This window comes from Halobellus limi (assembly GCF_004799685.1).
In the GTDB taxonomy this organism is placed as follows: Archaea; Halobacteriota; Halobacteria; order Halobacteriales; family Haloferacaceae; genus Haloquadratum; species Haloquadratum limi.
In genome coordinates, this window is the sequence record NZ_CP031311.1 from 387,844 (window position 1) to 411,584 (window position 23,741).

Annotated in this window: 20 protein-coding genes and 1 pseudogene; 7 read left to right on the forward strand and 14 right to left on the reverse strand. The window is 69.4% G+C overall.

Translation table 11 applies throughout. The features are described 5' to 3' along the window. Positions 1-2 precede the first annotated feature (2 nt). Complete coding sequence (locus DV707_RS01940; protein ID WP_103990864.1) at positions 3-1,136, reverse strand: thiolase family protein; 1,134 nt, start codon at positions 1,134-1,136, stop codon at positions 3-5. A 216-nt stretch (positions 1,137-1,352) separates the two neighbouring features. Between DV707_RS01940 and DV707_RS01945 the strand changes: the two genes are divergently transcribed. Continuing rightward, positions 1,353-2,723, forward strand: a complete 1,371-nt coding sequence (locus DV707_RS01945; RefSeq protein ID WP_103990863.1) for an ATP-binding protein — start codon at positions 1,353-1,355, stop codon at positions 2,721-2,723. A 106-nt stretch (positions 2,724-2,829) separates the two neighbouring features. Beyond that, entirely contained in the window at positions 2,830-3,654 is an 825-nt protein-coding gene (locus DV707_RS01950; RefSeq protein ID WP_103990862.1) for an MBL fold metallo-hydrolase, read from the forward strand. Positions 3,655-3,771: 117 nt separating this feature from the next. Here the strand turns inward: DV707_RS01950 and DV707_RS01955 are convergent, their stop codons facing one another. The 8 genes from DV707_RS01955 to DV707_RS01985 form a co-directional block, all read right to left on the reverse strand. Beyond that, the gene (locus DV707_RS01955) at positions 3,772-4,302 is read right to left on the reverse strand and encodes a TQO small subunit DoxD (RefSeq protein WP_103990861.1); all 531 of its coding nucleotides are present in this window, start codon (positions 4,300-4,302) and stop codon (positions 3,772-3,774) included. Positions 4,303-4,400: 98 nt separating this feature from the next. After that, complete coding sequence (locus DV707_RS01960) at positions 4,401-5,381, reverse strand: DUF5787 family protein (RefSeq protein WP_103991259.1); 981 nt, start codon at positions 5,379-5,381, stop codon at positions 4,401-4,403. A 148-nt stretch (positions 5,382-5,529) separates the two neighbouring features. After that, positions 5,530-5,862: a NifU family protein gene (locus tag DV707_RS18885; RefSeq protein ID WP_103990860.1), complete on the reverse strand. Its 333-nt coding sequence runs from the start codon at positions 5,860-5,862 to the stop codon at positions 5,530-5,532. A 141-nt stretch (positions 5,863-6,003) separates the two neighbouring features. Beyond that, positions 6,004-7,647, reverse strand: a complete 1,644-nt coding sequence (locus DV707_RS01965) for an LVIVD repeat-containing protein (RefSeq protein ID WP_103990859.1) — start codon at positions 7,645-7,647, stop codon at positions 6,004-6,006. Beyond that, positions 7,647-8,615 carry an ROK family protein gene (locus DV707_RS01970; RefSeq protein ID WP_103990858.1) on the reverse strand — a complete coding sequence of 323 codons (969 nt, stop codon included), beginning with the start codon at positions 8,613-8,615 and terminating at the stop codon, positions 7,647-7,649. Before DV707_RS01970 ends, DV707_RS01965 begins: the two co-directional genes overlap by 1 nt. A 195-nt stretch (positions 8,616-8,810) precedes the next feature. Then, on the reverse strand, positions 8,811-9,269 hold the full coding sequence (locus DV707_RS01975; RefSeq protein WP_103990857.1) for a universal stress protein: 459 nt from the start codon (positions 9,267-9,269) through the stop codon (positions 8,811-8,813). A 71-nt stretch (positions 9,270-9,340) separates the two neighbouring features. Beyond that, positions 9,341-9,721, reverse strand: a complete 381-nt coding sequence (locus tag DV707_RS01980) for a DUF5611 family protein (protein ID WP_103990856.1) — start codon at positions 9,719-9,721, stop codon at positions 9,341-9,343. 75 nt (positions 9,722-9,796) lie between these two features. After that, the gene (locus DV707_RS01985) at positions 9,797-11,053 is read right to left on the reverse strand and encodes a DUF7093 family protein (protein ID WP_103990855.1); all 1,257 of its coding nucleotides are present in this window, start codon (positions 11,051-11,053) and stop codon (positions 9,797-9,799) included. Between the two features lie 264 nt (positions 11,054-11,317). On the opposite strand from DV707_RS01985, the gene DV707_RS01990 reads away from it, so the two are divergent. From DV707_RS01990 to DV707_RS02005, 4 genes are all read left to right on the forward strand, one after another. Next, a complete protein-coding gene (locus DV707_RS01990) occupies positions 11,318-11,620 on the forward strand; it encodes a DUF6432 family protein (protein WP_103990854.1) in 303 nt (100 codons plus the stop codon). Positions 11,621-11,893: 273 nt separating this feature from the next. Next, the gene (ygfZ, locus tag DV707_RS01995) at positions 11,894-13,051 is read left to right on the forward strand and encodes a CAF17-like 4Fe-4S cluster assembly/insertion protein YgfZ (RefSeq protein WP_103990853.1); all 1,158 of its coding nucleotides are present in this window, start codon (positions 11,894-11,896) and stop codon (positions 13,049-13,051) included. Between the two features lie 74 nt (positions 13,052-13,125). Continuing rightward, on the forward strand, positions 13,126-14,706 hold the full coding sequence (locus DV707_RS02000) for an ATPase domain-containing protein (RefSeq protein ID WP_103990852.1): 1,581 nt from the start codon (positions 13,126-13,128) through the stop codon (positions 14,704-14,706). Beyond that, on the forward strand, positions 14,703-16,484 hold the full coding sequence (locus tag DV707_RS02005; RefSeq protein WP_103990851.1) for a PAS domain S-box protein: 1,782 nt from the start codon (positions 14,703-14,705) through the stop codon (positions 16,482-16,484). Before DV707_RS02000 ends, DV707_RS02005 begins: the two co-directional genes overlap by 4 nt. 65 nt (positions 16,485-16,549) lie before the next feature. On the opposite strand, the gene DV707_RS02010 is transcribed toward DV707_RS02005, so the two are convergent. From DV707_RS02010 to DV707_RS02030, 5 genes are all read right to left on the reverse strand, one after another. Then, entirely contained in the window at positions 16,550-17,632 is a 1,083-nt protein-coding gene (locus DV707_RS02010; RefSeq protein ID WP_103990850.1) for a geranylgeranyl reductase family protein, read from the reverse strand. 87 nt (positions 17,633-17,719) lie between these two features. Further along, complete coding sequence (locus DV707_RS02015) at positions 17,720-18,811, reverse strand: WD40/YVTN/BNR-like repeat-containing protein (RefSeq protein WP_103990849.1); 1,092 nt, start codon at positions 18,809-18,811, stop codon at positions 17,720-17,722. Between the two features lie 325 nt (positions 18,812-19,136). After that, positions 19,137-22,085 (reverse strand): excinuclease ABC subunit UvrA, encoded by a 2,949-nt coding sequence (gene uvrA, locus DV707_RS02020; RefSeq protein ID WP_103990848.1) that lies wholly within the window; start codon positions 22,083-22,085, stop codon positions 19,137-19,139. 139 nt (positions 22,086-22,224) lie between these two features. After that, on the reverse strand, positions 22,225-22,578 hold the full coding sequence (locus tag DV707_RS02025; RefSeq protein ID WP_103990847.1) for a cell division protein SepF: 354 nt from the start codon (positions 22,576-22,578) through the stop codon (positions 22,225-22,227). A 120-nt stretch (positions 22,579-22,698) separates the two neighbouring features. Then, on the reverse strand, positions 22,699-23,178 hold the full coding sequence (locus DV707_RS02030; protein ID WP_103990846.1) for an RNA-binding protein: 480 nt from the start codon (positions 23,176-23,178) through the stop codon (positions 22,699-22,701). 154 nt (positions 23,179-23,332) lie between these two features. On the opposite strand from DV707_RS02030, the pseudogene DV707_RS02035 reads away from it, so the two are divergent. Then, positions 23,333-23,548: pseudogene (locus tag DV707_RS02035) on the forward strand (DUF7562 family protein); the annotation flags it as partial. Between the last annotated feature and the right edge of the window lie 193 nt (positions 23,549-23,741).

The following is a 23,741-nucleotide window of genomic DNA, read 5'->3' on the forward strand; positions in this document are numbered from 1 at the left end:
CGTTACCGCGAGAACTCGATGGCCGCGCCCTGCCCGAAGCCGACGCAGAGGGTCGCGAGACCGCGGTCGACGTCGCGCTTTTTCATCTCGTGGATCAGCGTCACCGGCAGCCGCGCCCCCGACGCGCCGAGCGGGTGGCCGATCGCGATGGCGCCGCCGTTGACGTTGTACCGCTCGGGATCGACGCCGAGTTCCCGCCGCGCGTAGACGCACTGGCTGGCGAACGCCTCGTTGAGTTCGACCAGGTCGTAGTCGTCGACGTCGGTGCCGGCGCGCGCAAGCAGGTTCCGCGTCGCCGGGACCGGACCGATGCCCATCACCGTCGGATCGACGCCGGCGACGGCGTTGGTGCCGACCTCAGCGAGGACGTCGAGTCCGCGTTCCTCGGCGAACGCCCGGGAGGTGACGAGGGTCGCGGCCGCGCCGTCGGTCACCTGTGAGGCGTTGCCGGCGGTGACGCTTCCGTCGCCGGTGAACGCCGGGTCGAGCTCCGAGAGCGCCTCCAGCGAGGTGTCCGGGCGGATCCCCTCGTCCGCGGAGACGGTCCCATCATCCGTCTCGATCGGGACGATTTCGTCGTCGAATCGCCCCGTTTCGGTCGCCTCGGCGGCGCGCTGGTGGGACCGAAGCGCGTACTCGTCCTGGGTTTTCCGGGAGACGCCGTACTCCTCGGCGACCTTCTCGGCGGTCATCCCCATCTGGAGCTCGAAGACGTTGTAGCGCTCCGAGAGCTCGGGGTGGAGGTGCTGGTAGGAGTCGCCGTCCATCGGCACGCGGCTCATGCTCTCGACGCCGCCGGCGAGGACGCACTCGCGGTTCCCCGCGGCGACCGCGTCGGCGGCGGAGATGATCGCCTGCATCGACGAGGCGCACCAGCGGTTGATCGTCGTCGCCGGCACGCCCTCGCCCAGCTCCGACAGCAGCGCGATCACGCGGGCGACGTTGTTGTCCTGCTCGCCGCGCTGCTGGGCGACGCCCCACATCAGGTCGTCGACGGCGTCGCTTCCCAGCCCGGTCTCGGCCAGGACGTGATCGATCAGCGCGGTCGAGAGGTCTTCGCTCCGGACGTCCTCGAAGACGCCGCCGGCCTTCCCGAACGGCGTGCGGTGTGCGGCGGCGATGACTGGCGTCGGCATAGCGTGCAATGGCACCCGCGACGCCATAAAATGGGGAGAACGCGGAGAACTACACACGGAGTTGTACGCGGGCGGTGTTTGTCGCGTTCGAGGCCGACACCGCCGCGCTCTGTGGACGGTTCAGTTCGGCGACCGCTTCGGCGACTCGTTCGGCAGCGAGTGGCGGCTACGGACGTTTCGACGCGCTTATGCGGATGAGTCGGTAACGTCTTTGGGATGACTAACCGGGCTCTCGAAGTCGTCGAGTTCCTCCTCACGGCGCACCTCTACAGCGAAAACCGTGACCTCGACGAGAACGATCTGCCACCGCGATACCGCCGTGTCTTCTGGACGGAGCCGCCCGAGGACGACGAGGACGACGACGGTCCGAACGTCGTCGGCATCGAGCGACCGCTCGTCGTCACCGACAGCGTCGCGCGGAAAGCGACCGGGGTCGAGCACCCCTGGGAGGCCATCTCCGACCTGCTCTTCACCCAGCGCGAGGAGTTCTCGGGACGCATCTCGCTGACGCAGCCCGAGATGGCGGTCGAGTGGTACCTCGACCGCGCCGACCGCGAGCGACTGGAGACGAACCCGACGATCGCGGCCGCCGTCGAGGACCGCGAGGAGGTCGACGTGACCCACGAGGAGGCGCGCGAGCAGACCCGTCCGATCCAGGCCGACCGCGTCTGGATCGACAGCCTGCTCGAGGAGTACTTCGACGAGGAGGAGGACGCCGAGATGCTCGATCTCGTCCAGGTCCGCGCGCCCGAGGAGATCGAGATGACGCTCGACGACCTCGTGCTGACCGGCGACCAGGAGGGCGAGATCCAGAAGCTGATGCAGGCGATCGAACACCGCGAGTACCTCGCCGAGATCGGCCTCCGCGAGATCGGCAAGATCCTCTTCGTCGGGCCGCCGGGGACGGGGAAGACCACCGTTTCACGCGCGCTCGCACACGAACTGGGGCTCCCGTTCGTCGAGGTGAAGCTCTCGATGATCACGAGCCAGTACCTCGGCGAAACGGCCAAGAACGTCGAGAAGACGTTCGAGGTCGCAAAGCGGCTCTCGCCGTGTATCCTCTTCATCGACGAGTTCGACTCCGTCGCGAAGACCCGCCGCTCCGACGAGCACGCGGCGCTGAAGCGCGCGGTCAACACGCTCCTGAAGAGCATCGACGACATCTCCTTGATCCGCGACGAGGTGATCCTCATCGGCGCGACCAACCACCCCGACCAGCTCGATTCGGCGGCGTGGCGGCGGTTCGACGAGATCGTGAACTTCCCGAAGCCGGACAGCGAGATGCGCGCGGACATCCTCCGCATCATCACCCGGCGGATGGACATCGCGGAGTTCGATCCGGAGGCCGTCGCCGAACTGACCGAGGGGCTCACCGGCTCTGACCTCCGGATGGTGCTCCGTGAGGCCGTGCTGGAGGCGCTGACCGAGGAGCGGACGACCCTCACGCAGGACGACATCGTCGAGGCCGTCGAGGACTTCGAGGAGCGTGACAACCTGAAGAATATGGATATGATGTCCGACGGCGAGCAGTTAGTCGCGGGCAACGGCGGCGACGACCACTCTCACGACCACGCCCACGACCACTGAACCTCGCTCGGCGTCCCGTCGCGACGACACCGTCGCACCGGCACGGGGTCTGTCTCGCCGATCGCTTCGGCCACGCTTATGAGCCGTCCGCTCTGACCCTCCTACGATGCGGGTCACGCTCCTCGGCACGGGCGATACGACCGGAACGCCGACCGTGGGTTGCGACTGCGAGACGTGCGCCGAGGCGCGCCGACTCGGCGTCGAGCGCACCCGCTTTTCGGTTCACGTCGAGAACGAGCGCACCGGCGAGTCGCTGCTCGTCGACTTCAGCCCGGACTTCCGACACCAGTTTCTCACCCGAGAGGTCCCGCTGCCGGACGCCGGCATCGTCACGCACATCCACTTCGACCACCTCGACGGCCTCGGGAACGCCTACCGACTCTTCGACGACCTCCCGGTGTACGCCGCCGACGAGACCGATCCGCTGACCGACGAGAGCGTCGCCGAGACCGTCTCCCGGAAGTACGACTACCTGGACCGCGTGAGCGTCCACTCCCGCTCTCCCCTCGAACCGTTCGCGGTCTGCGGCCTGGAGGTGACGCTCGTTCCCGTCGACCACCCGCCGCTGCGCTGCTACGGCCTCGCGATCGAGGACCCCGAAACCGGGGCGAAACTGTCGCTATCGGGCGACACGAGCTACGGCGTCCCCGCGGAATCGCGGGCGGTCCTCGACGACCCGGACCTGTTGCTCGCGGACGGCATCGTCCCGGCGTCGCTGAGCGAACACCACCCGCGCGGCGGGAAGCACCTCGACGACGACGGCGTCCCGCGGACGTTCGGTCAGAAACACATGACCCGAGAGGGGGCACTCGCCCTCGCGGCCGACCTCTCCGCGTCGAGGACGCGTATCGTCCACACGGCGCACTTTTACCCCGCCGAGGAGGCCTTCGAGGAACCGCTGGCCGTCGACGGCGAGGTCTACGAGTTGTGATTGGCAGGGTCAGCGAGTTGTGATCGGCAGTGTCAGTCCCGCCGCCGTCGCGTCAGCAGCGGAATCGAGCGGGACCGAGAAAGCGTCGGCGGTGGCTGCCCTCGCGGCGCGCACTGCTTACCCGAGGAGGAACTTCGCGATGCGCTTCTTGCCGAGTTCGGTCTTCTCGAGGATCGCGTCGAGGCCGAGCACGCGGCCCGCCCCGAGGACCCCGAGCGTGACGAACAGCATCAAGCCCATCAGGTCGCCGTTGACCAGCCCGTGCGCCCAACTGGCGTTCCCGAGGTAGAAGAACACCATCAGGACGCCCCCGAAGAAGCTCGCCAGCCGGACGAGTGCGCCGGCGACGAGCCCGAGGCCGATGAGCGTCTCTCCGAGCGGGATCATGAAGTTCGTGAACTCGAGCAGCCACGGCGTCTGGCCGGCCCACACGAGGAAGCCCTGGATGGGACTGGCCGCGGGGGCGTTGACGAGGTACCCCTGGGCGCTGAACGGTTCACCGGAGACGAAGGCGAACTTGGTGATCCCCGCGTGGAGGAACCAATAGCCCGTCACGACCCGGAGCACGGCGACCCAGTAGCCCGCGAGCGTGCCCTGTAGGTCGAACTCCACCGGATTTGCCAGTTTGGCCTGCGTGGATGTTGCCATCGTCGGTCACCTCACATCTGGACGATCGGACGGAGAGACGGTATAAACACGGGCCGGTTTTCAGTATTCTGGAACGAACGCACTCGAATCTCAAATAACTACCCGAACCGGTCGAGTCCCGACTGCCGTCGCACGACTCCGGGTGGATCCCGTCGCCAGGGCGTCCGCTCGTCCCGGAGGTCGTCGCCGTCGACGTCGGGTTTCGATCCGGGGTCGTAGGCGCGACAGCCCCCGCCGCAGACGCGCGCCGGATCGACGACGCGGTCGAAGTGGGCACAGTAGGGCCGGCCGTCGGCGGTCGCCGCCGCGTGTTCACACGCCGGGAGGTCGTACGTCCGCCAGCCCTTGCCGTAGGCCCGCTCGGCGACCCGTGTCCGAGCCCGTTCTTTCGCGTCGCGGTCGACCAGTTCGATCTCCGTTCGAAGCGGCCGCTCGGCGACGAGTTCGACACCCGGCGCGTCGGTCGACAGCGGCGCCGCCTCGCGGATCACCTCGCGCGCCCCGCTCTCGGGGTCGAACCGCCAGACGCCCACCTCGTCGGGGATCCGGTTCAGATGCGCGCGCGTCACGTGACTCGCGGTCGCCAGGACCACCTCCTCGAACAGTCCGAGCGAGACGTCCGTCCGGAGCTGTCTGCCCAGCGCTCCCGGCTCGCCGAGGTCGGGCTTGTTCTCGATGCCGACGAGGCCGCGGAACCACTCTCGGGGGTACCGCGTCGTCTGCCGGAGGTACTCCCGACCCCCGCGGCGCTCCGTCGCGAAGAACCCGGCCTCGACGGCACTCTCGACGACCGAGTCGTGGAGTTCCTCGGAGTCGCGGACGGTGCGGGCCCGCGGGACGCGCTCGCCGACGCCGACGTCGCTCTCGACGGCGCGGACCGGAATCGCTCGATCGGTGATCCGCGCGCGCCGCTCGAAGTCGGGTCCGGGCACGACGCCGACGACGTCCACGATGCGCCGGCCCGACCGGTCGACCGCCGCGCCCAGTTGGCGACCGACGACCCACTCGGTCGACTCTTCGAGGTGCGCACAGAGCGCGAGCTCGAAGGCGAACTCCCGCGGCGTGTCGGCGTCGACCACGTCGCATCGGAGGTCGTGGAGGAACAAAAACGCGCCGTCGGTTCGGCGAAACGAACACGCGCCGTCGGCTCAGAAATGCAAAGACGTGCATCGGCTCTCTCGCCTCACGACGGGGGCGCGGCTCCGGCGGCGACCGCTCGGCGGCCCCTCAGAAGTGACCGGGATCCTCGGTGCCGTACTGGAGCTCGCCGCCGCGACCGCCCTCGACGGTGCTGCTCCCGTGGTCGCCGGCGCTCGGGACCTTCACGCGGACGTCTTCGATCTCCTCGAACTCCATCAGCAGGTCCGCCTTGATGTTGTCCGCCGTGATGTTCGAGATGCCGCAGCCGGCGCAGGCACCGCCCAGTTCGACGACGACCTCGCCGCTGTCGGGGTCGGCCTTCCGGACGACGCTCTCGCCGCCGTGCATCTGGATGATCGGCATCTGTCCGACCATCCACGTCTCGACGCGCCGCCGGAGAGAGTCCTCGGAGTCGCTCATCACCTCCTCTTCGACCCCGAAGCTTTGGAACCTTGCGGTTGTGCTCGCCCCGCTCGACCGTCGAGAAAAGTGTGTCACGGTCTTCGAGGAGGGTCTCGCCGGCGCTAGCGCCGCCCGGTCGACGGGCGGTCCCGATGTCGGTCACTCCCCCGCCAGCCGCCAGGCCGCCAGCGCCAGGCTGGCGACACCCGCCGTGAGGCCGAACCCCGGCGCGCCGATGCCGACGCCCTCCGACGCGCCGGATTCGGTCGTCGCCGACGCCGTTTTCGTCTCGGTCGCTCTCGTCTCGGTCGCATCCGTCTGCGCCGTCCGTGAGGCGCCGCCGGATCCCGTCTCGATCCCGGCGACCGGCGTCGGCTCCCGATCGGGCAGCACTCCGGGCGGGTCGGCCTGCTCGCCGGCGTGATCGGGGAACGTGTACAGCCGGGCGGGGACGTCGCCGACGCCCATACTGCTCGCGACGAAGAAGCCCTCCCGCTCGCCGGCCCGGGCCAACCGGGCGGTCCAGAACTTCGCCTCGTTCGGGTCCCGCCACCACGAGACCCGCTCGGGCGCTTCGGGGTCGGAGACGTCGTGGCGCGTGACGCCGCCCTGATACCACGAGGCGTACAGGATCCCGTCCGCGATCTCGAAGTTGTGCGCGGTGGTCCACACGCCGCCGTAGGTCGGATCCGACGACGGCGGCGCCGGGATCGTCGCTCGGTGCTCCGGCGATCCGGGGTCGGAGACGTCCCAGAGGTCGATCCCGGAGGGACCGCCCTCGTAGGCGTCGGGCGGGAGGGTTCCGCCGGCGGTCGTCGTCCCCGCGGACGGGTCCCCGTCCGGTTCCGTCTCCGACCCGTTGCCCTTCTCGCCCGCCGTCTGTCCGCCTGCGTCTTCCTCCGCTCGGATCGCCCACGACTCGCGGCCGACGGCCAGGAGTGTCCCGGACTCGTCGGTCGCGACGTAGTGGTGGTTCCCCGGCGGCAGCGTCGCCTCGCGGCGGGCCGCGGAACCGGATAGCTCCGCGAACGCCGCGGGGTCGCCGCCGCCGAGTGTTCCCACGGCGGTCGGGGATTCCGGGTCCGACACGTCGAGGATCCAGGTGCCGGCGTCCCACATCGCGACGAACGCCGTCGAGTCGCGAACGAAGACGTCGTGGACGCTCCGCAGCGTGCTCGGCACCTCGTCCCAGGACGGAGCGGCGTCTTCGAGCGCCCAGCGGCCGAGTTCCGCGCCCGACTCCGTATCGAGGAGGACGAGCGGGTTCCGCCCGCCGTCGTTTCCGGTGAGGTAGGCGACGCCGTCGCGGACGAAGCAGTTGTGGATCGGAAACGACGTCTCGTGGAAGGCCCGCCGCTGGGGGTTCTCCGGGTCGCTCACGTCGACGACGAGGACCCCCGCGAGCGCGCCGGGCAGCGGGTTCGCGGGCCCGACGACGACGAGCGTGTCCGGGTCGGTCGCGTCGAGTTTCACGTCGAAGATGCCGCGCAGGGGGCCGCCGTCGCGCTCTGCGAGCGGCTCGCGCACGTCGGCGAGAAGCCGGGGCCGATCCGGGACGGAGACGTCGACGGCGGCGTAGCCGGCCGTGGTCGCGAGGTAGGCGACTTCGCCGTCCGGACCGACGACCGCCTCCTTCGCGCCCTCGACGTCGATCGAACCGTACGGTTCGTACGGCCCGGGGTGCGCGGTCGCGGTCGACGCGCCCGGAAACCCACGGCGCCCGATCAGGGCGCTCGTTCCGCCCAGCGCGCCGCCCGCTCCGACCAGCGCGCCGCCGACACGCAGGAAGTCGCGTCGACGCATCAGAGCCGCGTTCTGTCGCCGGTCCCGTCGGTCATCGCGCTGGCCAGCGCGCCCTTCACGACCACGTCGTCGCCGAGCGTCGTCAGCTGGATCTCGGGGACGTTCGACATCACCATCTCGTCCATCCGCTCGCGGATCGGATCGAGGGTCCGCTCGGGGTTGTTGAGCGCGACCGCGCCGCCGACGTACACGATGAGCGGCGCGTACGCGTGGACGATGTTCGCGACGCCCATCGCGTTCCAGTGGGCGAGCTGCTCGACGACGTGCGTGGCGAACTCGTCGGTTCCGTCGTGTTCGAAGACGTCGACGGCGGAGAACTCCGGGTCCTCGATCGGGAGCGCCGTCTCGATGTCGTCCTCCTCGAAGAGGAACTCCGCGTAGCGCGGGATGTTGTTGCCCGAGCAGTACGCCTCCCAGTGACCGTCGTGCCCGCAGCCGCAGGTGAGAAGCCCCTGCGGGTCGACGGTCATGTGTCCGACTTCGCCCGCGTTCCCGTCCCATCCCGACAGGACGTTGCCGTCGACGCAGACGCCCGCGCCGATCCCCGAGGAGATGGTGAGATAGACCATGTCGTCGGGGTTCCGATCGGAGTAGAACCGCTCGCCGATGACGCCCGCGTTCGTGTCGTTGTGGAGGTACACGCGCTCGGTGTCGAAGAGCACCGACAGCGGACCGGTGAGCGGGATGCGGTCGATGGTGTCCGGGAGGTTCGCCGGGTTCTCGACCGTTCCTTCCGCGAGGTCCAGCGGACCGATCGCGCCGATTCCGGCCGCGTTCACCTGCTCGGGATCCACGCCGCCCTCGGCACACGCTTCCCTGGCGACCCGGAGGACGGCCTCCGTGACCGTGATGCCGGTCGGCCCGCGCGGAGTCCCGCGGTCGCTGCGTCCGATGACCGTGCCGTCGTCGTCGGCGACGACCGCACGGACGTTCGTCGCCCCGAGGTCGACGCCCACGTAGTAGGCCATTGTGTCGATACGGGTTATCCCCGCACTTAACTCAGCGGGTTCGGATCGATCCCGCGGTCGCACGGCCTCGCTGCGAACGCTGTACGTCCGGTATCGACGGCGGTCGAGGCCGGTTCGGGACCGGCGTCGACGACGGTCGGATCAGCCCCGCGTGCGTCGGTGACGGTTCTTCGTCGCCCGGCTGCGACCGCGGCTTCACCTGGTTCCGGACCGGACGAACGTGACCGGACAGGGCGCCTCGAGCATCACCGTCTGGGCGGTGCTTCCGAACACTGCCTTGCCCGTCGGCGAGCGGTGACGACCGCCCACGAGGACGCGGTCGGCGGTGACGTCCTCGGCCAGTTCCACGATCGAGTCGGCGTGGTCGCCCACGGCACCGCGGATCTCGTAGTCGACGCCGGCCTCGTCGAGTCGGTCGACGATGTCGCGGACGGTCGTATGGCGGCCGGCGACGTCGTCGGCCGACACCTCGTCGACCTCGCGATCGAACTCCAACTTCTCGAGCACGTCCTCGTACTCGTCACGCGTGAATACGTGTCCGACGACGACCGTCGCTCCTGTCGGGCCGGCGACGTCCAGCGTTTCCTCGGTCAGCCGATCGATTCGGTCCCGGTCGCTCGGTCCCACTGCCAGTAGCATCGTCTCTATGGCCATTTGTCACGAACGACTACTCGCTTCTGGGATTTAAAATCACGTCCCGGCCGCAGCGCCGCTCGGCTCGCCGATCAGTAGTCCGGGGCGTCGTCCTCGACGTCCCGCTTCATCGAGTCGCGCCGCGACTTCGCGTCCCGACCCGTCGCCTCGAGGAGGAAGTCGTTCTTCGCGTCGACCGCGTCGCCGGCGGCTTCGAGGTCGTCGGGCGAGAGTTCGGTCGGGTCGCGTTCTTCGAACTCGACGCCGAGGCGGTCCTTCTTGCCGCTGTAGCTCACCGCGCCGGCGACGACCCGCTCGAACACCGGGTTCTCCGGCTCTTCGACGACGTAGAGGTCGCTCCCCTTGTACTCCGTCGTCCCCGAGATCGGGCCGAAGTACTCCTCGACCGTCGACTCCATGTCCGGGATGCGATCCTCCAGCGTTTCCCCGCGACGCATCTTGTACTCCTTCATGGGCCGTGGTTCGATAGGTGGTGGTTTACCTGTTTCGTCACCGATCGAGCGGCGTCGGCCTCGCACATACGGGCGTCAGCGCTCGCGTTCGGCGATGTACCCCTGTTTGCACTCCGGACAGATGTCGCCGGCGCGCATCGAGGACGCGCCCGCGCTCCGGGCGTGACCGCAGTTCGGGCAGTAGAACTCGATGTGGTCGTCCGGCACGTCGGACTCGAGCGTCGTCGACTCCCGCGCGCGGATGAACCCCTCGTCGGACGCTTCGTCGGGCGCGTCCGGATCCGCGCGCGATCGGCCGTCGGCCGGACGCTCCCGTTCGACGGCGACGCCCTGGACCGAACGGTCGCCGCGCTCGTCGAGGTCCGCGCGGCCGTTGACCTCCGGGGTGAGACCGTTTCCGCCGAGTTCGACGTCGGCGTCCTCGTCGACCGTCGCGTCGTATCCCTCGTCCTCGCCCTCGTGGTCGGGCCACTGACTCGCCGAGGGGGCGTCGTCCCGCTCGGGCCACTCGCCGTGGCCGCGTTCCCGCGGCGCGTCGTCCCCGTCCTCGTCGCCGTCGATGATCTCGGCGTCGTTCGTCACCTCTTCGTCGGCCGCCGGATCGTCGGCTGTCGCGGCGTCGCCCGCCGCGGGGTCGCCGGCCGTTGCGGCGTCGCCCGGCACGTCGTCTTCGGCGGTGGCGGGCCGGGTCGGATCCGCGTCGGTCTCCTCGGGCCACTGCGCCTCGTCTCGCTCGGTCACCTCGTCGTCGAGGATGACGGCGTCGTCGGCGTCCGGATCGGCCTCGACGTCCTCCCAGTCGTCGCTGCCGGTCTCCCACCCGTCGGACTCGGCCTCCTCGATCGGCTCGGACGACGCTCCGGCGGGGTCCTCGCCCGGACTCACTCCCGGTGAACCGGGCTCGCTTTCGTCGGCACGCTCACCGTCGGCGTCCGCCGGATCGGTATCCGCTCCCGCCGACGCCGACGCCCCCGCGCGGGCGCCCTCGGCCGTTTGGCTCCCGCTCTCGTCGCCCGTGCCGCGCTCGGCGGGCGTCGCGGTCGGTCCGTCCGTCTGGTCCGTCGTCCCCGCCTGCGACGGGGACGCTTGCGCGTCCTCGACCGTCGACGGATCGCCCTCGTCGGTCGTCGCGGAATCGTCGAGGCCGACCTCCGCGGGCGAGCGGATCGCCGTCACCTCCTTGTTCTGGCTGACGACCTGTTCGGCGCCACACCGCTCACACACCTGCACCTCGCGGATGGTGACGACGACCTCGTCCCCCTGTTCCTCCCGGTTTCGCTCGACCTCGGCGTCCCCGTAGGCGTGCCCGAGAAGACGGCACTTGAGTCCCATTACCCGCTGTTCCGGCATTCAGCGTCAAAAGTGTACCTCCTGCGTCAGACGGACGGCAGACGCGGCCGGTCACGACCTGAGGTGTCGGGTGCTGGTCGTTGACTTGAGGTGTCGGGTGCTGGTCGTTGGTCTGGCGTGGCAGTCCCCAGTTGTCGGCCAGATAGGGCGTCGTCGGTCGCCGGCCAGATAGGGCGGCCGCTGCTCGTCGGTGCCCCGGCCCCGGCCGGCGGTAAGCGTATACCCCGTGGGAGTCAACGTCCCCCTATGAGAGCGCGGCGGGAGTTCCGAGACCGACGCGACGTCGAAGTGGCGGTGCTCGACGCACTCGTCGATCGTGCGGGCGACGGGATGACCGTCTTCGAGGTGCGCGCCGCCGTCGACGCCGACATCGACGAGATCGAAGACGCGCTGGCGGCGCTGAAGCGAGACGGCCTCATCTCGGTCGAGAACGGCGACGACGACCGGGTCGTCATCCTCGTCGCCGACAGAGTCGTCCCCGACCCGGAGGAGGCGAGAGACGAAGAGCAGGGGCTGGTCGACGCGCTTCGGGACCGGCTGGGGCTGTGAGATGTGCACGGCTCCACGGGACCGATTCAGACGTGGCGAACAGCCGGCACCCACCGGACGTCGTCCGCGCCGAACGAGATCCGCTCATACTGATTACTCCCGCGTCGACGTGCCGGGCAACCGCGACCCGACGCGGGGCGTCTCCTACGTCACGGGACGTCTGGGCCCGTCTTCGTATATAAACGCTCGTCGAGCGACCGGGAGCGAACCGACCTCACGGCGGCGACCGGCGGGACGCTGCGGTTTTCCCCGTAGAGCGCACACGATCCGACAATGACGGTCGTCACGGAGCAGCACGAGGACCACGGTGCGACGTTCGAAGAGCGCGGCGGTCGCCGGATCGTCACCGACTACGGCCGGCCGGAGCGGACGACGCTGGCCGTCCGCAACGGCGCCGGCGTGATCGAGATGGGCTACGGCGTCGTCGTCGTCGAGGGCGACGACCGGGTCGAGTTCGTCGACGACACGGTCTCGAACCGGGTTCCCGGCCGTGACGGCCAGGGGGTCTACGCGCTGCTCCTCGATCCGCAGGGACGCATCGAGACGGACCTGTACGTCTACAACGCCGGCGAGCGGCTGCTGTGTTTCACCCCGCCGGCGCGCGCGGCACCGCTGGCCGAGGAGTGGTCGGAGAACGTCTTCATCCGAGACGTCGAGGTCCGGGAGGCCTCGACCGATTTCGCGGTCTTCGGCGTCCACGGCTCGAAGTCAACCGAGAAGGTCGCGAGCGTGCTCAACGGGGCGGGCGCGCCCGAACCCGAACTCTCCTTCGTGCGCGGGTCGATGGGCGGCGAGGGCGTCACCGTGATCGCGGGTGACGGTCTCGCGGGCGAGGAGGGGTACGAGGTCGTCTGCGCCGCCGACGCCGCCGAGCGCGTCTTCGAGACGCTCCTGACGTTCGGGATGAACGCCGTCCCGTTCGGCTATCGGACGTGGGATATTCTCACCGCCGAGGCCGGAACGCCGCTCTTCGACACCGAACTCGACGGCCGGATCCCGAACGTGGTCGGCCTCCGCAACGCGCTCGACTTCGAGAAGGGCTGTTACGTCGGCCAGGAGGTCGTCTCGAAGGTCGAGAACCGCGGCCGGCCGAGTCAGCGACTGGTCGGCCTCCGACTCGACAGTCACGACGACGCGTCGGCCGGCGTCGACGCGCTCCCGGATGCCGGCGCGTCGCTCGTCGCTCGGCAGGACGGGGACGACGAGGCCGTCGGCGAGGTCACCCGGACCGTCGAGAGCCCCCGCCTGGGCCGGCCGATCGCCCTCGGCTTCGTCGACTTCGAGGTCGCGGCGCAACTCGCGTCGGGGGACGGGGGGCCGTCGCTGGCGGTCCGCACCGACGGCGGCGCGGTCGACGCGTCCGTCGCTCCGCTGCCGTTCGTCGAGGGGAGCGCGGTGTCGGCGCGTCTCCCCTCGTATCCGGACGAGTAGCGCGCCCGGATCCGGATTTCCGGGCCCGATACCGCATCCCAAGTATCAATATCTCCGGGTCCTCGGACCGTACTATGCACGAGCGCGATCGTCTCTCGACCGGGATCGCCGGTCTCGACGAGATCCTCCACGGCGGGCTCCTCCGGGAGCGGGCGTACATGATCACCGGCGGCGCCGGGACGGGAAAGACGATCGCGGGACTCCACTTTCTGACCGCCGGCATCGACGCGGGCGAGAACGCCCTCTTCGTCGCCTTCGAGGAGGATCCGGCGGACCTCGCCGCCGACGCGGAGCAACTGGGGTTCGACACGTCCGAGATCACGTTTCTCGACCTCTCGCCCGACGCGGATCGGTTCGTCGACGACCGGTCGTACGACGTGTTCGAGCCGGACGTCGTCGAGGGGTCGGGCGTCACCGCGCGGATCGTCGAGGCGGTCGAGGAGACCGCCCCCGACCGCGTCTTCGTCGACCCGCTGACGCACCTGCAGTACCTCGCGCCCGACGAGTACCAGTACCGCCAGGAGGTCGCCGGCTTCGTCCAGTACCTCGCCGACGCGGGCGCGACCGTCCTGTTCAGCGCGCAGGCGGCCGTCGAGGGCGAGCGAGCGACGCTCGAGTACCTCTGCGACGGGAGCATCAGGCTCGCACACGCTCCCAAGGGGCGGACGATCGAGGTGACGAAGCTCCGCGGCTCCGACTTCCTCTCGGGCGCGCACACGGTCCGGATCACTGACGGGGGGATGTCGGTGTTCACGAAGCTCTCTCCCGACGCCCACGGTCGTGATCGGGACTCTCGGACGCTCTCGTCCGGCGTCGACGAACTCGACGCTCTCCTTCACGGCGGCATCGAGGGTAGCACGGTGACGGTCGTGAGCGGCCCCAGCGGCGTCGGGAAGTCGACGACGGCGACGCAGTTCGCGAGCGAGTCGGCCGCTCGCGGCGAACGCGCCGTCTTCTACCTCTTCGAGGAGACGCGCGACACCTTCCTCCGCCGCTCGGAGGGCGTCGGCGTCCCGATCGAGGATCTGGAGGCCGAGGGGACCCTCTCCGTCGAGGAGGTCGAACCGCTGTCGATCTCCCCGGACGAGTTCGCAACGCGGGTCCGGAGCCAGGTCGAGGAGCGCGACGCCGAATTCGTCGTGATCGACGGCGTCTCCGGGTACCGGCTCTCGATCCGCGGCGACGAGTCGGAACTGATCCGCGAACTCCACGCGCTCGGGCGGTACCTCAAGCGGATGGGCGTGAGCGCGATCTTCGTCGACGACCTCGACTCCGTCACGGGCGACTTCGAGCCGACGAGTTCGAACATCAGCTACCTGGCCGATAACCTCCTGTTTCTCAGATACCTCGAAGCCTACGGCGAACTCCGCAAGGCGATCGGCGTGCTGAAGAAGCGGACCGGCGACTTCGAGCGGACGCTCAGAGAGTTCGAGATCGGAGCGGACGGCGTTCACGTCGGCGAGCCGCTGACCGGGCTCCGCGGGATTCTCACGGGAACGCCGGAGTGGGGCGGCGACAGTCCGCTCGAACCGCACGCCGCCGATGCCGACGTGGCGTCCGGCCGCGCCGCCGGCCCGGGGAGCGGAACCGACCGGGCCGACGGGACCGACGGTCCAGCCGAGGACGGCCCCGGTCGCTCCGATCCCTCCGAATGACGGGCGAGCGGACGACCCCCGAGACGAACGTCCTCGTCCTCGTCTCGACCCCCGGGAACCGCCGCGTGCTCGTCGACTGGATCCGGAACGCGTCGGCGTACAGCCTCGTCACACCGCCCGGGGAGGGCGTCGAGCGGCTGCCGGCCTTCGACGTCTGTCTCGCCGACCGGGCCGGACTGCAGCGGTTCGCCGAGGCGATCCGGCGGTCGCAGGCGGAGGAGGGGACCTTCCTCCCCTGCCTGCTCGTCGAAGAGCGCGGCCGGGGGCTGGAGCGGCTCGACTCCTCGCTGCGGAATCTGATCGACGACGTGGTGACGGCGCCGATCGATCCCGAGCGGCTCCGGTTCAGGATCGACACGCTCGCCCGTCGCCGGCAGCTCTCTCGGGACCTCTGGGAGGCCGAAGAGCGGTACCGCCGGCTGTTCGAGCTGGCGCCGAACGCGAAACTCCTGGTCGACGACGGCGAGATCACCGCGGCGAACCGGGCCGCAGAGCGGTTCTTCGGACGCGATTCGACGTCGATCTCGGGCGACGCCCCGGAGCGGTTCGTCGCGGCGGCGGACCGCGGTCCCTTCCGTCGACTGCTGGAGAACGCGCCCGCGGAGGTCACCGCCGGCGGTCCGCCGTATCGGACGGTCGCCTTCGAGACCGACGATCGGACCGCGATCTGTGAGGTGGCGGCCGTCCGCACCGGGGAGGGGGACGAACTCCTGGTCCTCGTTCAGGACGTGACCGAGCGGATCGAGCGCGAGCGTCGACTCGAACTGTACCGCCGAGCGATGGACGAGGCGGCCGTCGGGATCACGATCACCGACCCGGAGCTTCCGGACAATCCGATGATCTACGTCAACGAGAAGTTCGTCGAGATCACCGGTTACGACCGCCAGGAGGCGCTCGGTCGCAACTGTCGGTTCCTGCAGGGAGAGCGGACCGACGAGACGAGCGTCGCTCGGATACGGCGCGCGATCGACGTCGAGGAGTCGGTCAGCGAGATCCTCGTGAACTACCGCAAGGACGGCGAGCCCTTCTACAACGCGCTCGACGTGATGCCCGTCACAGGCGCGTCGGGGACGGTGACGAACTACCTCGGATTCCAGCGGGACGTCACCGAGTGGGTCAGGAACCGGCGGCGGCTCTCGGTGCTCGACCGGGTGCTCCGACACAACGTCCGCAACCGGATGAACGTCGTCACCGGCTACGCCGAGCAGTTGATCGATCACGACGAGCCCGCGGTCCGAACCGCCGCCGAGCGGATCCTCGACGCGGGCGAGGACCTGCTCGGACAGAGCGAGACCGCACGACACTTCCGAGACGTCGTGAGCAACGAGTCGACGACGGTCGATACCCGTGACCTCGTCGCCGACGCGCTCGACGCCATCGAAGAGGTCAGGTCGGGCTATCCGGACGTTCCCGTTCAGACGTCCCTCCCCGACGAGGCACCGATCCGCGGCGACCAGGGCGTTCCCCTCGCGGTCGTCGAGATCGTCGAGAACGCGGCCCAGCACGGCGATCCGCCGGTCGTCGTTCGGATCGATCCCGGCCCCGAGGAGACGGTGCTCGCGGTCACCGACCAGGGCGGGGGAATCCCCCGGCACGAACACACCGTCTTCGGCGACGCCGAGGAGCGTCCGACATCCCACGCCGGCGGCGTCGGCCTCTGGCTCGTCCGCTGGACGGTCGAGCGGATCGGCGGGCGGATCGAGTACTCCGAGGGCGACGGATCGACGGTCGAACTGTTCTTTTCGACCGCCGACGACGAGTCCGACCTCGCCCACTGACGGCGGTCACGTCTCGACTGCTGGCGGGGGGCCGACGTCGGCCGCGACGGGTTCGGGCTCTACCGCTACCGACCGACCAGTTTCGCCAGGTGCTCCCGCGAGAAGAACGAGGTGGGACGGTCCATGTGGACGCCGATCTCGCCCGAGAGCGTCCGTAGTCCGAGTCGCTGTACCGGCTCCGGGAGCGAATACGCCCGACGGAGCCAGTGGCCCAGCGCGATCTCCCGAGAGAGCTCCGAGCGCCACGCCGACTCGTACTCCCGCAGCGTGCCCGGGTCGTCGGGGTCGACGGTCCGCGCGGCGCAGTCCGCGGCGGTCATCCCGTAGAGGATGCCGCCGCCGGTGAACGGCTTCGTCTGCGCGGCCGCGTCGCCGAGCAGGAACGCGCGTCGGCTATGCACCCGCTCGGGCGGGCCGATCGGTATCGCTCCCGAGCAGAAGTGCTCGGTCTCGACGCCGTAGGCGTCGGTGAGTCGGTCGAACAGGTCGTTGACCGAGCGCCCCGGCGGCGCGGCGAGGCCGTACTCGACGCCCGCGTCGCCGCGGGGGATGCGCCAGGCGAAGAAGCGCGGCGCGGTGAGGTGGACGTCGACGAAGTCGCCGTCGTCGGGGTCGGGGTCGAACGCGAGGACGCCGTGGAGGATCTCTGCGGGTTCGGGAAGCCCGCACTGTCGCCGCACCCGCGAGGTCGGCCCGTCGCAGCCGGCGACCATCTTCGCGCGGACGGTCTCGGTCCCGCCCGCGTTCGAGACGGTGAGTTCGACGCCGTCGTGGCGCTCGTCGACGTCGACGACGGTGTGTTCCTCGCGGACGTCCGCACCCGCTTCACGGGCGCAGTCGGCGAGCGTGCGGTCGAGTTCGACCCGGTCGATCACGTTCGAGATCTCCTCGCGCTTGTAGAAGGGGTAGGCCGCCGAGTCGGGGCCGCCGACGTGAAAGCGCGCCCCGTAGACGCGGTTCTGGAGGAGTCCCGCCTTCGCGTCTTCGGGGACGTATTCCCAGATGTCGGTGCTGACGTGCCCCGAACACGCCAGCGGCGTCCCGACGGTTCCCTGCTCGAAGGCGACGACGTCGTGTCCGGACTCGGCCGCGCGCCGGGCGAAGCGCGCGCCGGCGGGGCCGACGCCCACGACCGCGAAATCGTACATCACTCACCCATACCGGATCCGACGGCAAATACCTTCTCGGTCGACGCGGGGCCGACGGCTCGCGTCATCGGTCCTCGACGACCCGCGTCACCGGTCTTCGACGACCGCAAGCCCGCTCGCCGTCGTCCCCCGAAACGTCTCGGGCCACTCCACGTCGACGCGGCCGAAACTGTCGCCGCCGTCGCCTGTCCGGAACAGCCCGCGATCCGTGAGCGCGAACAGTTCGCCGTCGTCGGCGCCAGACGCCAGGACCGGCCGGAGGATCCCCTCGCCGGTCGGAACGCCCGAGTCGTCGAGGCGTTCCCAGTCGGCGTCGGTCGCCGTCTCTCCGCTACTGGCGGCGCTCCCGACACCGTCCTCCCGGCGGTACAGATACGACGCCGCGGAATCGGCGGTGTGCGCCCGACGGGCCCCCGCCGCCGCCGAGAGCAGCACGCGCCCCGGGTCGCCGGGATCGACCGCGACGCTCCAGCAGTAGCGGTGTTTCAGCCCCGCCTGCGGGAACGACCACGACTCGCCGCCGTCGCGGCTCTCGGCGTAACCGTCGCCCGCGGCCGCCCGGACGACGTCGGGCGCGTCGGGGTGGACGGCCATCGTGTGCGTGTCGCGGCGGGTCGACGGCGCGCGCTCCGCCCAGGTCTCGCCGCCGTCGTGCGTCTGGATCAGCGCGCCGGCCTCGACCGCAACGAAAAGGTGGTCCGGATCGGCCGGGTCGACCTCGATCCAGCGGACGTGGTGGGTGTCGGGGCGCGGCGGGAACGACCACGTGGGCGCGGAGGGGAGGTCGGTGAGTTCGGCCAGTTCCGCCCAGGTCTCGCCGCCGTCGACGGAGCGGTAGGCGCGGCTCGGTTCGGTTCCGGCGTAGACGACGTCCGGGTCGTGCGGCGAGACGGTCACGCTCGTCACCGACGGTTCGAGGACGCCCTCGCCGACGCGCTCCCAGGTTCGCCCGCCGTCGACCGAGCGGTGGAGACCGGCGTCGAACGTCCCGCAGAAGACGCGATCCGGAGCGTCGCTGGACGCGTCGAGGCACTCGACGTCGTCGCGCTCGAAGGTGTACTCGGCGGTCGGCCCGACGGCCGCGGTCTCGTCGTTCGACGCCGCGCGACCGTCGCCGTCGGTAGCGACGTCGCGGACGACGAGGACGCCCGCGCCCGAGGCGGCGTAGCAAGTCGTCATAGGACCTCGTACGGCACGCAGTCACTTGGCCTCGCCGGCGGGCTGGCACTGCGAGAGCCGGGACGGCGCGCACGCTACCGCAACGGGTCGTACGTGCATTTATATACGAAGCCGGGACCAGACGCGGCGTGATCTGAAGCCAGCCCCGCGTCGGGTCGCGATTGCTCGGCACGTCGGCGCGGGGAAAAAGCGACGGGCCGGGACGTCGCCGACGCGGGTGCCGACTGTTCGCCACCGTGCAACTGTGCGGCCGACAGCGACGCGTCGGCTCCGTGCGATTCGCCGACCGTTGGGTGTGATCCGGTCGGCCGGGGTCCGAACCGATTCAGTCGTCGTCCGCCGGCTTCGCGGGCTTACGCCGGTCCGCGCGCGGTCCCTCCTCGTCGATCGCGGGCAGGAGGTCGCGGAGGTACCGGCCCGTGTGCGACTCCTCCGTGCGCGCGACGGCCTCGGGCGTGCCGCTGGCGACGACCTCGCCGCCGCCCTCGCCGCCCTCGGGACCGAGGTCGACGATGTTGTCGGCGTTCTTCACGAGGTCGAGTTCGTGCTCGACGACGACGACGGTGTTGCCGTTGTCGGTGAGCCGCTGGAGCACCTCGATCAGCTTCCGCTCGTCCTCCTTGTGGAGGCCGGTCGTCGGCTCGTCCAGCAGGTAGAGGGTGTCGCCGGTCTGTTTCTTCCCGAGTTCCTCTGCGAGTTTGACGCGCTGGGCCTCTCCACCGGAGAGGGTCGTCGACGGCTGCCCGAGCGTCATGTAGCCGAGGCCGACGTCCTCGAGCAACTGGAGTCGGCGGCGGAGCTGGGAGTTGGCCTCGAAGAACTCCAGTGCCTCCGAGACTTCCATATCGAGGACGTCCGCGATCGTCTCGCCCTTGTATTCCACGTCGAGCGTCTCGTCGTTGTAGCGCGCGCCGTCGCACTCCTCGCAGGGGACGTAGACGTCCGAGAGGAAGTTCATCTCGATCTTCACGGTGCCCTGCCCGCCGCAGGCCTCACACCGGCCGCCCTTGACGTTGAACGAGAACCGGCCCTTCTCGTAGCCGCGCTGCTTCGAGAGCTTCGTCTCCGCGAAGAGCTTCCGGATGTGGTCGAACACGCCCGTGTACGTCGCGGGATTCGATCTGGGCGTCCGGCCGATCGGCGACTGATCGATCAGCCGCACCGTCTCGATCTCGTCGATCCCCTCGAGGGCGTCGTGGTCACCGGGATCGACGGAGGTGTTGTCGTTCATCTCGCGGGCCAGGCCCTTGTAGAGGATCTCGTGCATCAGCGTCGACTTGCCCGATCCGGAGACGCCGGTGATGGCGGTGAACTGCCCGATCGGGAGCGACACGTCGACGTCCTTGAGGTTGTGCTGGCGCGCGCCGCGGATCGTCAGCTCGGTCTCCGAGTCGCGGCGTTCCTCGGGGACGGGGATCTCCTTTCGCCCCGAGAGGTAATCGCCCGTGACCGATCCCTCGGCGTCGCAGACGTCGTCGAAGTCGCCCTGGACGACGATCTCGCCGCCGCGCTTGCCCGGGCCGGGGCCCATGTCGATGACGTTGTCCGCCCGGCGCATCGTCTCCTCGTCGTGCTCGACGACGAGCAGCGTGTTGCCGAGGTCGCGCAGGCCCTCGAGCGTGTCGAGCAGGCGGTCGTTGTCGCGCTGGTGGAGGCCGATCGAGGGCTCGTCGAGGACGTAGAGGACGCCGACGAGACCGGAACCCACCTGCGTGGCGAGTCGGATCCGCTGGCTCTCCCCGCCCGACAGGGTCGACGCCTCCCGGTCGAGCGTGAGGTACTCGAGGCCGACCTCCTCCATGAAGCCGAGGCGCGCGCGGATCTCCTTGAGGATCTCTTCGGCGATGGTGCGCTCGCGGTCGGTGAGCTCGTCCTCCAACCCCTCGAAGTGCGCCAGCGCGTCGCCGATGCTCATCCGGTTGACCTCGGTGAGCGCGGTGCCGGCGACGCGGACGTGACGGGACTGCTCCTTCAACCGCGTGCCCTCGCAGGCGGGGCAGGTAGTGACCGCCATGTAGTCCTCGATGTGCTCTCTGGTCGAGTCGGAGTCCGTCTCGACGTGCCGGCGTTCGAGGTTCGGGATGACGCCCTCGAAGCGCTTGGTCTTCCGCCGCGTCCCGTTTCGAGTCTGGCGCTCGAAGACGACCTCCCGGTCGGTCCCGTAGAGGAACTGCCGCTGCACGTCCTCGTCGAGGTCCTCGAAGGGGGTGTCGACGCTCACGCCGAAGTGCTCGGCCACCGAATCGAGCCGCGTCCGATAGTACGAGCGGTTGTACGACCACGCCTCGAAGACGTGCTTGATCGGCTTCGAGGGGTCGCGGACGACGAGGTCCTCGTCGACCTCCTTGGTCTGTCCGAGGCCCTCACACTCCGGACAGGCCCCGTGCGGGCTGTTGAACGAGAACGAGCGCGTCTCGATCTCCGAGAACTGGAAGTCCGAATTGGGATTGCCCAGTTCCTCGGAGAACTCCACGACGAGACGGTCGTCGCCCTCGCCGGCGAGCGCGCCCGTCGAACGCGTGTTCGAGGCGAACGGGACGTCCTCCGGGGGATCGGGAACGATCACCTTCAGGACGCCGTCGGCCTCTTCCAAGGCGGTCTCGACGGAGTCGGCGATCCGCGAGCGACTCGCCGGGTCGATCTTCACCCGGTCGACGATCACGTCGATCGTGTGGTCGTAGTTCTTGTCCAGGTCGGGTTCGTCGAGCGTCAGGTCGTACTCCTCGCCGTCGACCTCGACCCTCGCGTACCCCTCGCTCACGAGGTCCTCGAAGAGGTCCTCGAAGGCGCCCTTCTGGTCCCGGGCGACCGGCGCGGCGATCTTCGCGCGGGTCCCCTCGGGGAGTTCCAGCAGTTGACTCACCATCTCCTGGGCGGACTGCTCGCCCACCTCCTCGCCCGTGACGGGATCGTACTGCGTCCCCACGCGGGCGTACAGCAGCCGGAGGTAGTCGTGGAGTTCCGTCACCGTGCCGACCGTGGAACGGGGGTTGTTGGCGGCGTTCTTCTGGTCGATGGAGATCGCCGGCGAGAGCCCCTCGACGGACTCGACCTGCGGTTTGTCCATCTGTCCGAGGAAGTTGCGGGCGTACGCCGACAGCGACTCGATGTAGCGCCGCTGCCCCTCGGCGTAGACCGTCTCGAAGGCGAGCGACGACTTGCCCGACCCCGAGAGGCCGGTGACGACGGTGAACGTCTCGCGCGGAATCCGGACGTCGAGGTCCTTCAGATTGTGCTCTTCGGCACCGCGAACCTCGATGAAGTCCTTGCTCATCTACGCTCGGGTATGGAGAGCGGAGAGGAAAGTTCGTCGGTTCCGGCGGTCGAGGGCGATCCGTCGACCGCGGACGGAGGCGGCGTCGAAGAGACGCGCGTCAGTTCGAGAAGATCGGCCTCAGTCCCGAAGACCCGCGTCAGTTCAGTTTCTCCCGCGCGACGCCGACGCCCGTGGGGGCGATGATGATCTGGTCGTCGCCCTTCTGGGCGATGTCGCCGTCGACCTCCTCGGCCACCTGCCGCAGGTCGTCGATGATGTGTTCCATCGTGCTGTCGGAGGTCGTGTGTCGCGTGATGTCCGCGATCACGAGGTCCCCGTCGTAGACGGCGTCCTTGATGGCGATGACGTCCTGCTGGCCGCTGATCTTCGCGATCCGGACGCTCATTCCGGCCTCACCGCGGGAGGTTTCGACGCCCTCGACGTCGAGATCGAGGTACTCGTCTGTCGAATGCTGTCCGCCCCCGCTGATGATCTTGCTCATAATCCCCATACCTCTCTCAAACGGGAGTACCACGTTAGTTCTTACGTCAGACGAGCGTCTGACGCGCGGCGTGGGATCGAGGAGTCCGACGCGCGGTGCTCGGTCGGGGCGCCGACCGTTCGAGACGATTCACACGACGAACTCGAAGAGGTCGTCGCCGACGTGGTGGACGGACTCGACGACCTTTCCCGAATCGCCGGTCATCTCCTCGCCGTCGACGAGCGCTCGGCCGATCGCGAGGACCTTGCCGTGGGTTTCCTCGGCGATCGTGACGAGGTCGCCCTCCGAGACCCCCGCGTCGGCCTCGACGATGCCCGGCCGCATCACGTCCGCGCCGTCGCTGACGAACGAGATCGCCCCGGCGTCGACGGTCACGACGCCCTTCGTCACCCCGTGGCGGTTCGCGCCCTGGACGGTCAGGAAGGCCTCGTCCTCGAACTGCACGACGTCGCTCTCGCCGTCGACGAGGACCACGTCGAACGGCTCGTCGGCGAGTTCGACCATCTCGTAGCTGTCGCCGTCGAGTTCGACGCCCGTCTTCGACTCGATCGCGGCCTCCAACTCGCCGATCTCGTCGGCGCGGAGGTGGTGTCGGGATTTGACTTCCATATCCGGTCGCACGGCGCGCCGGCCGATAAATGGCGCGACACGGGGCAGTCTCTCGCGCGCCCTCGCTCCGCCGGTCTCTCGGTTCAGTCGCACCGCGTCGGCGCGAGTGCGCACGCGGACAAACGCTAAGTGAGGGTGGTGCCTGGGTACGCGTATGTGGCGCTCCCGGAACACCCGGGACGGGACGACGGTGGTCTGCATCGCCTGCGGCACGTCGCTCCCGCGCTCGGAGGCGCGCGAGTACGACAAGCACGGCAACCGCTGGGAGAGACACGGCAAGTCCTTCGAGCACCTCTGTAAGGAGTGTTACCGCGGGCTCTGTCACCAGCCGCGCGGCGAACTCGAAGCGCTCCTGATCGACGTCGAGGAGACCGTCGCGGTGGACGCCGAGCGAACGCCGGCGCTCGATTCCGAGAGCGACTCCGAGCGGACGTCGACGCTGGATACCGAGGCCGAGCCCGAGGGAACGTCGCCAGCCGATTCCGAAACCGAAGTCGGGCGGGAGCCGGGTCCACAGACGGCGTTCCTCTCCGAATACGTCCGGACGGTCGAGGAGCGATACG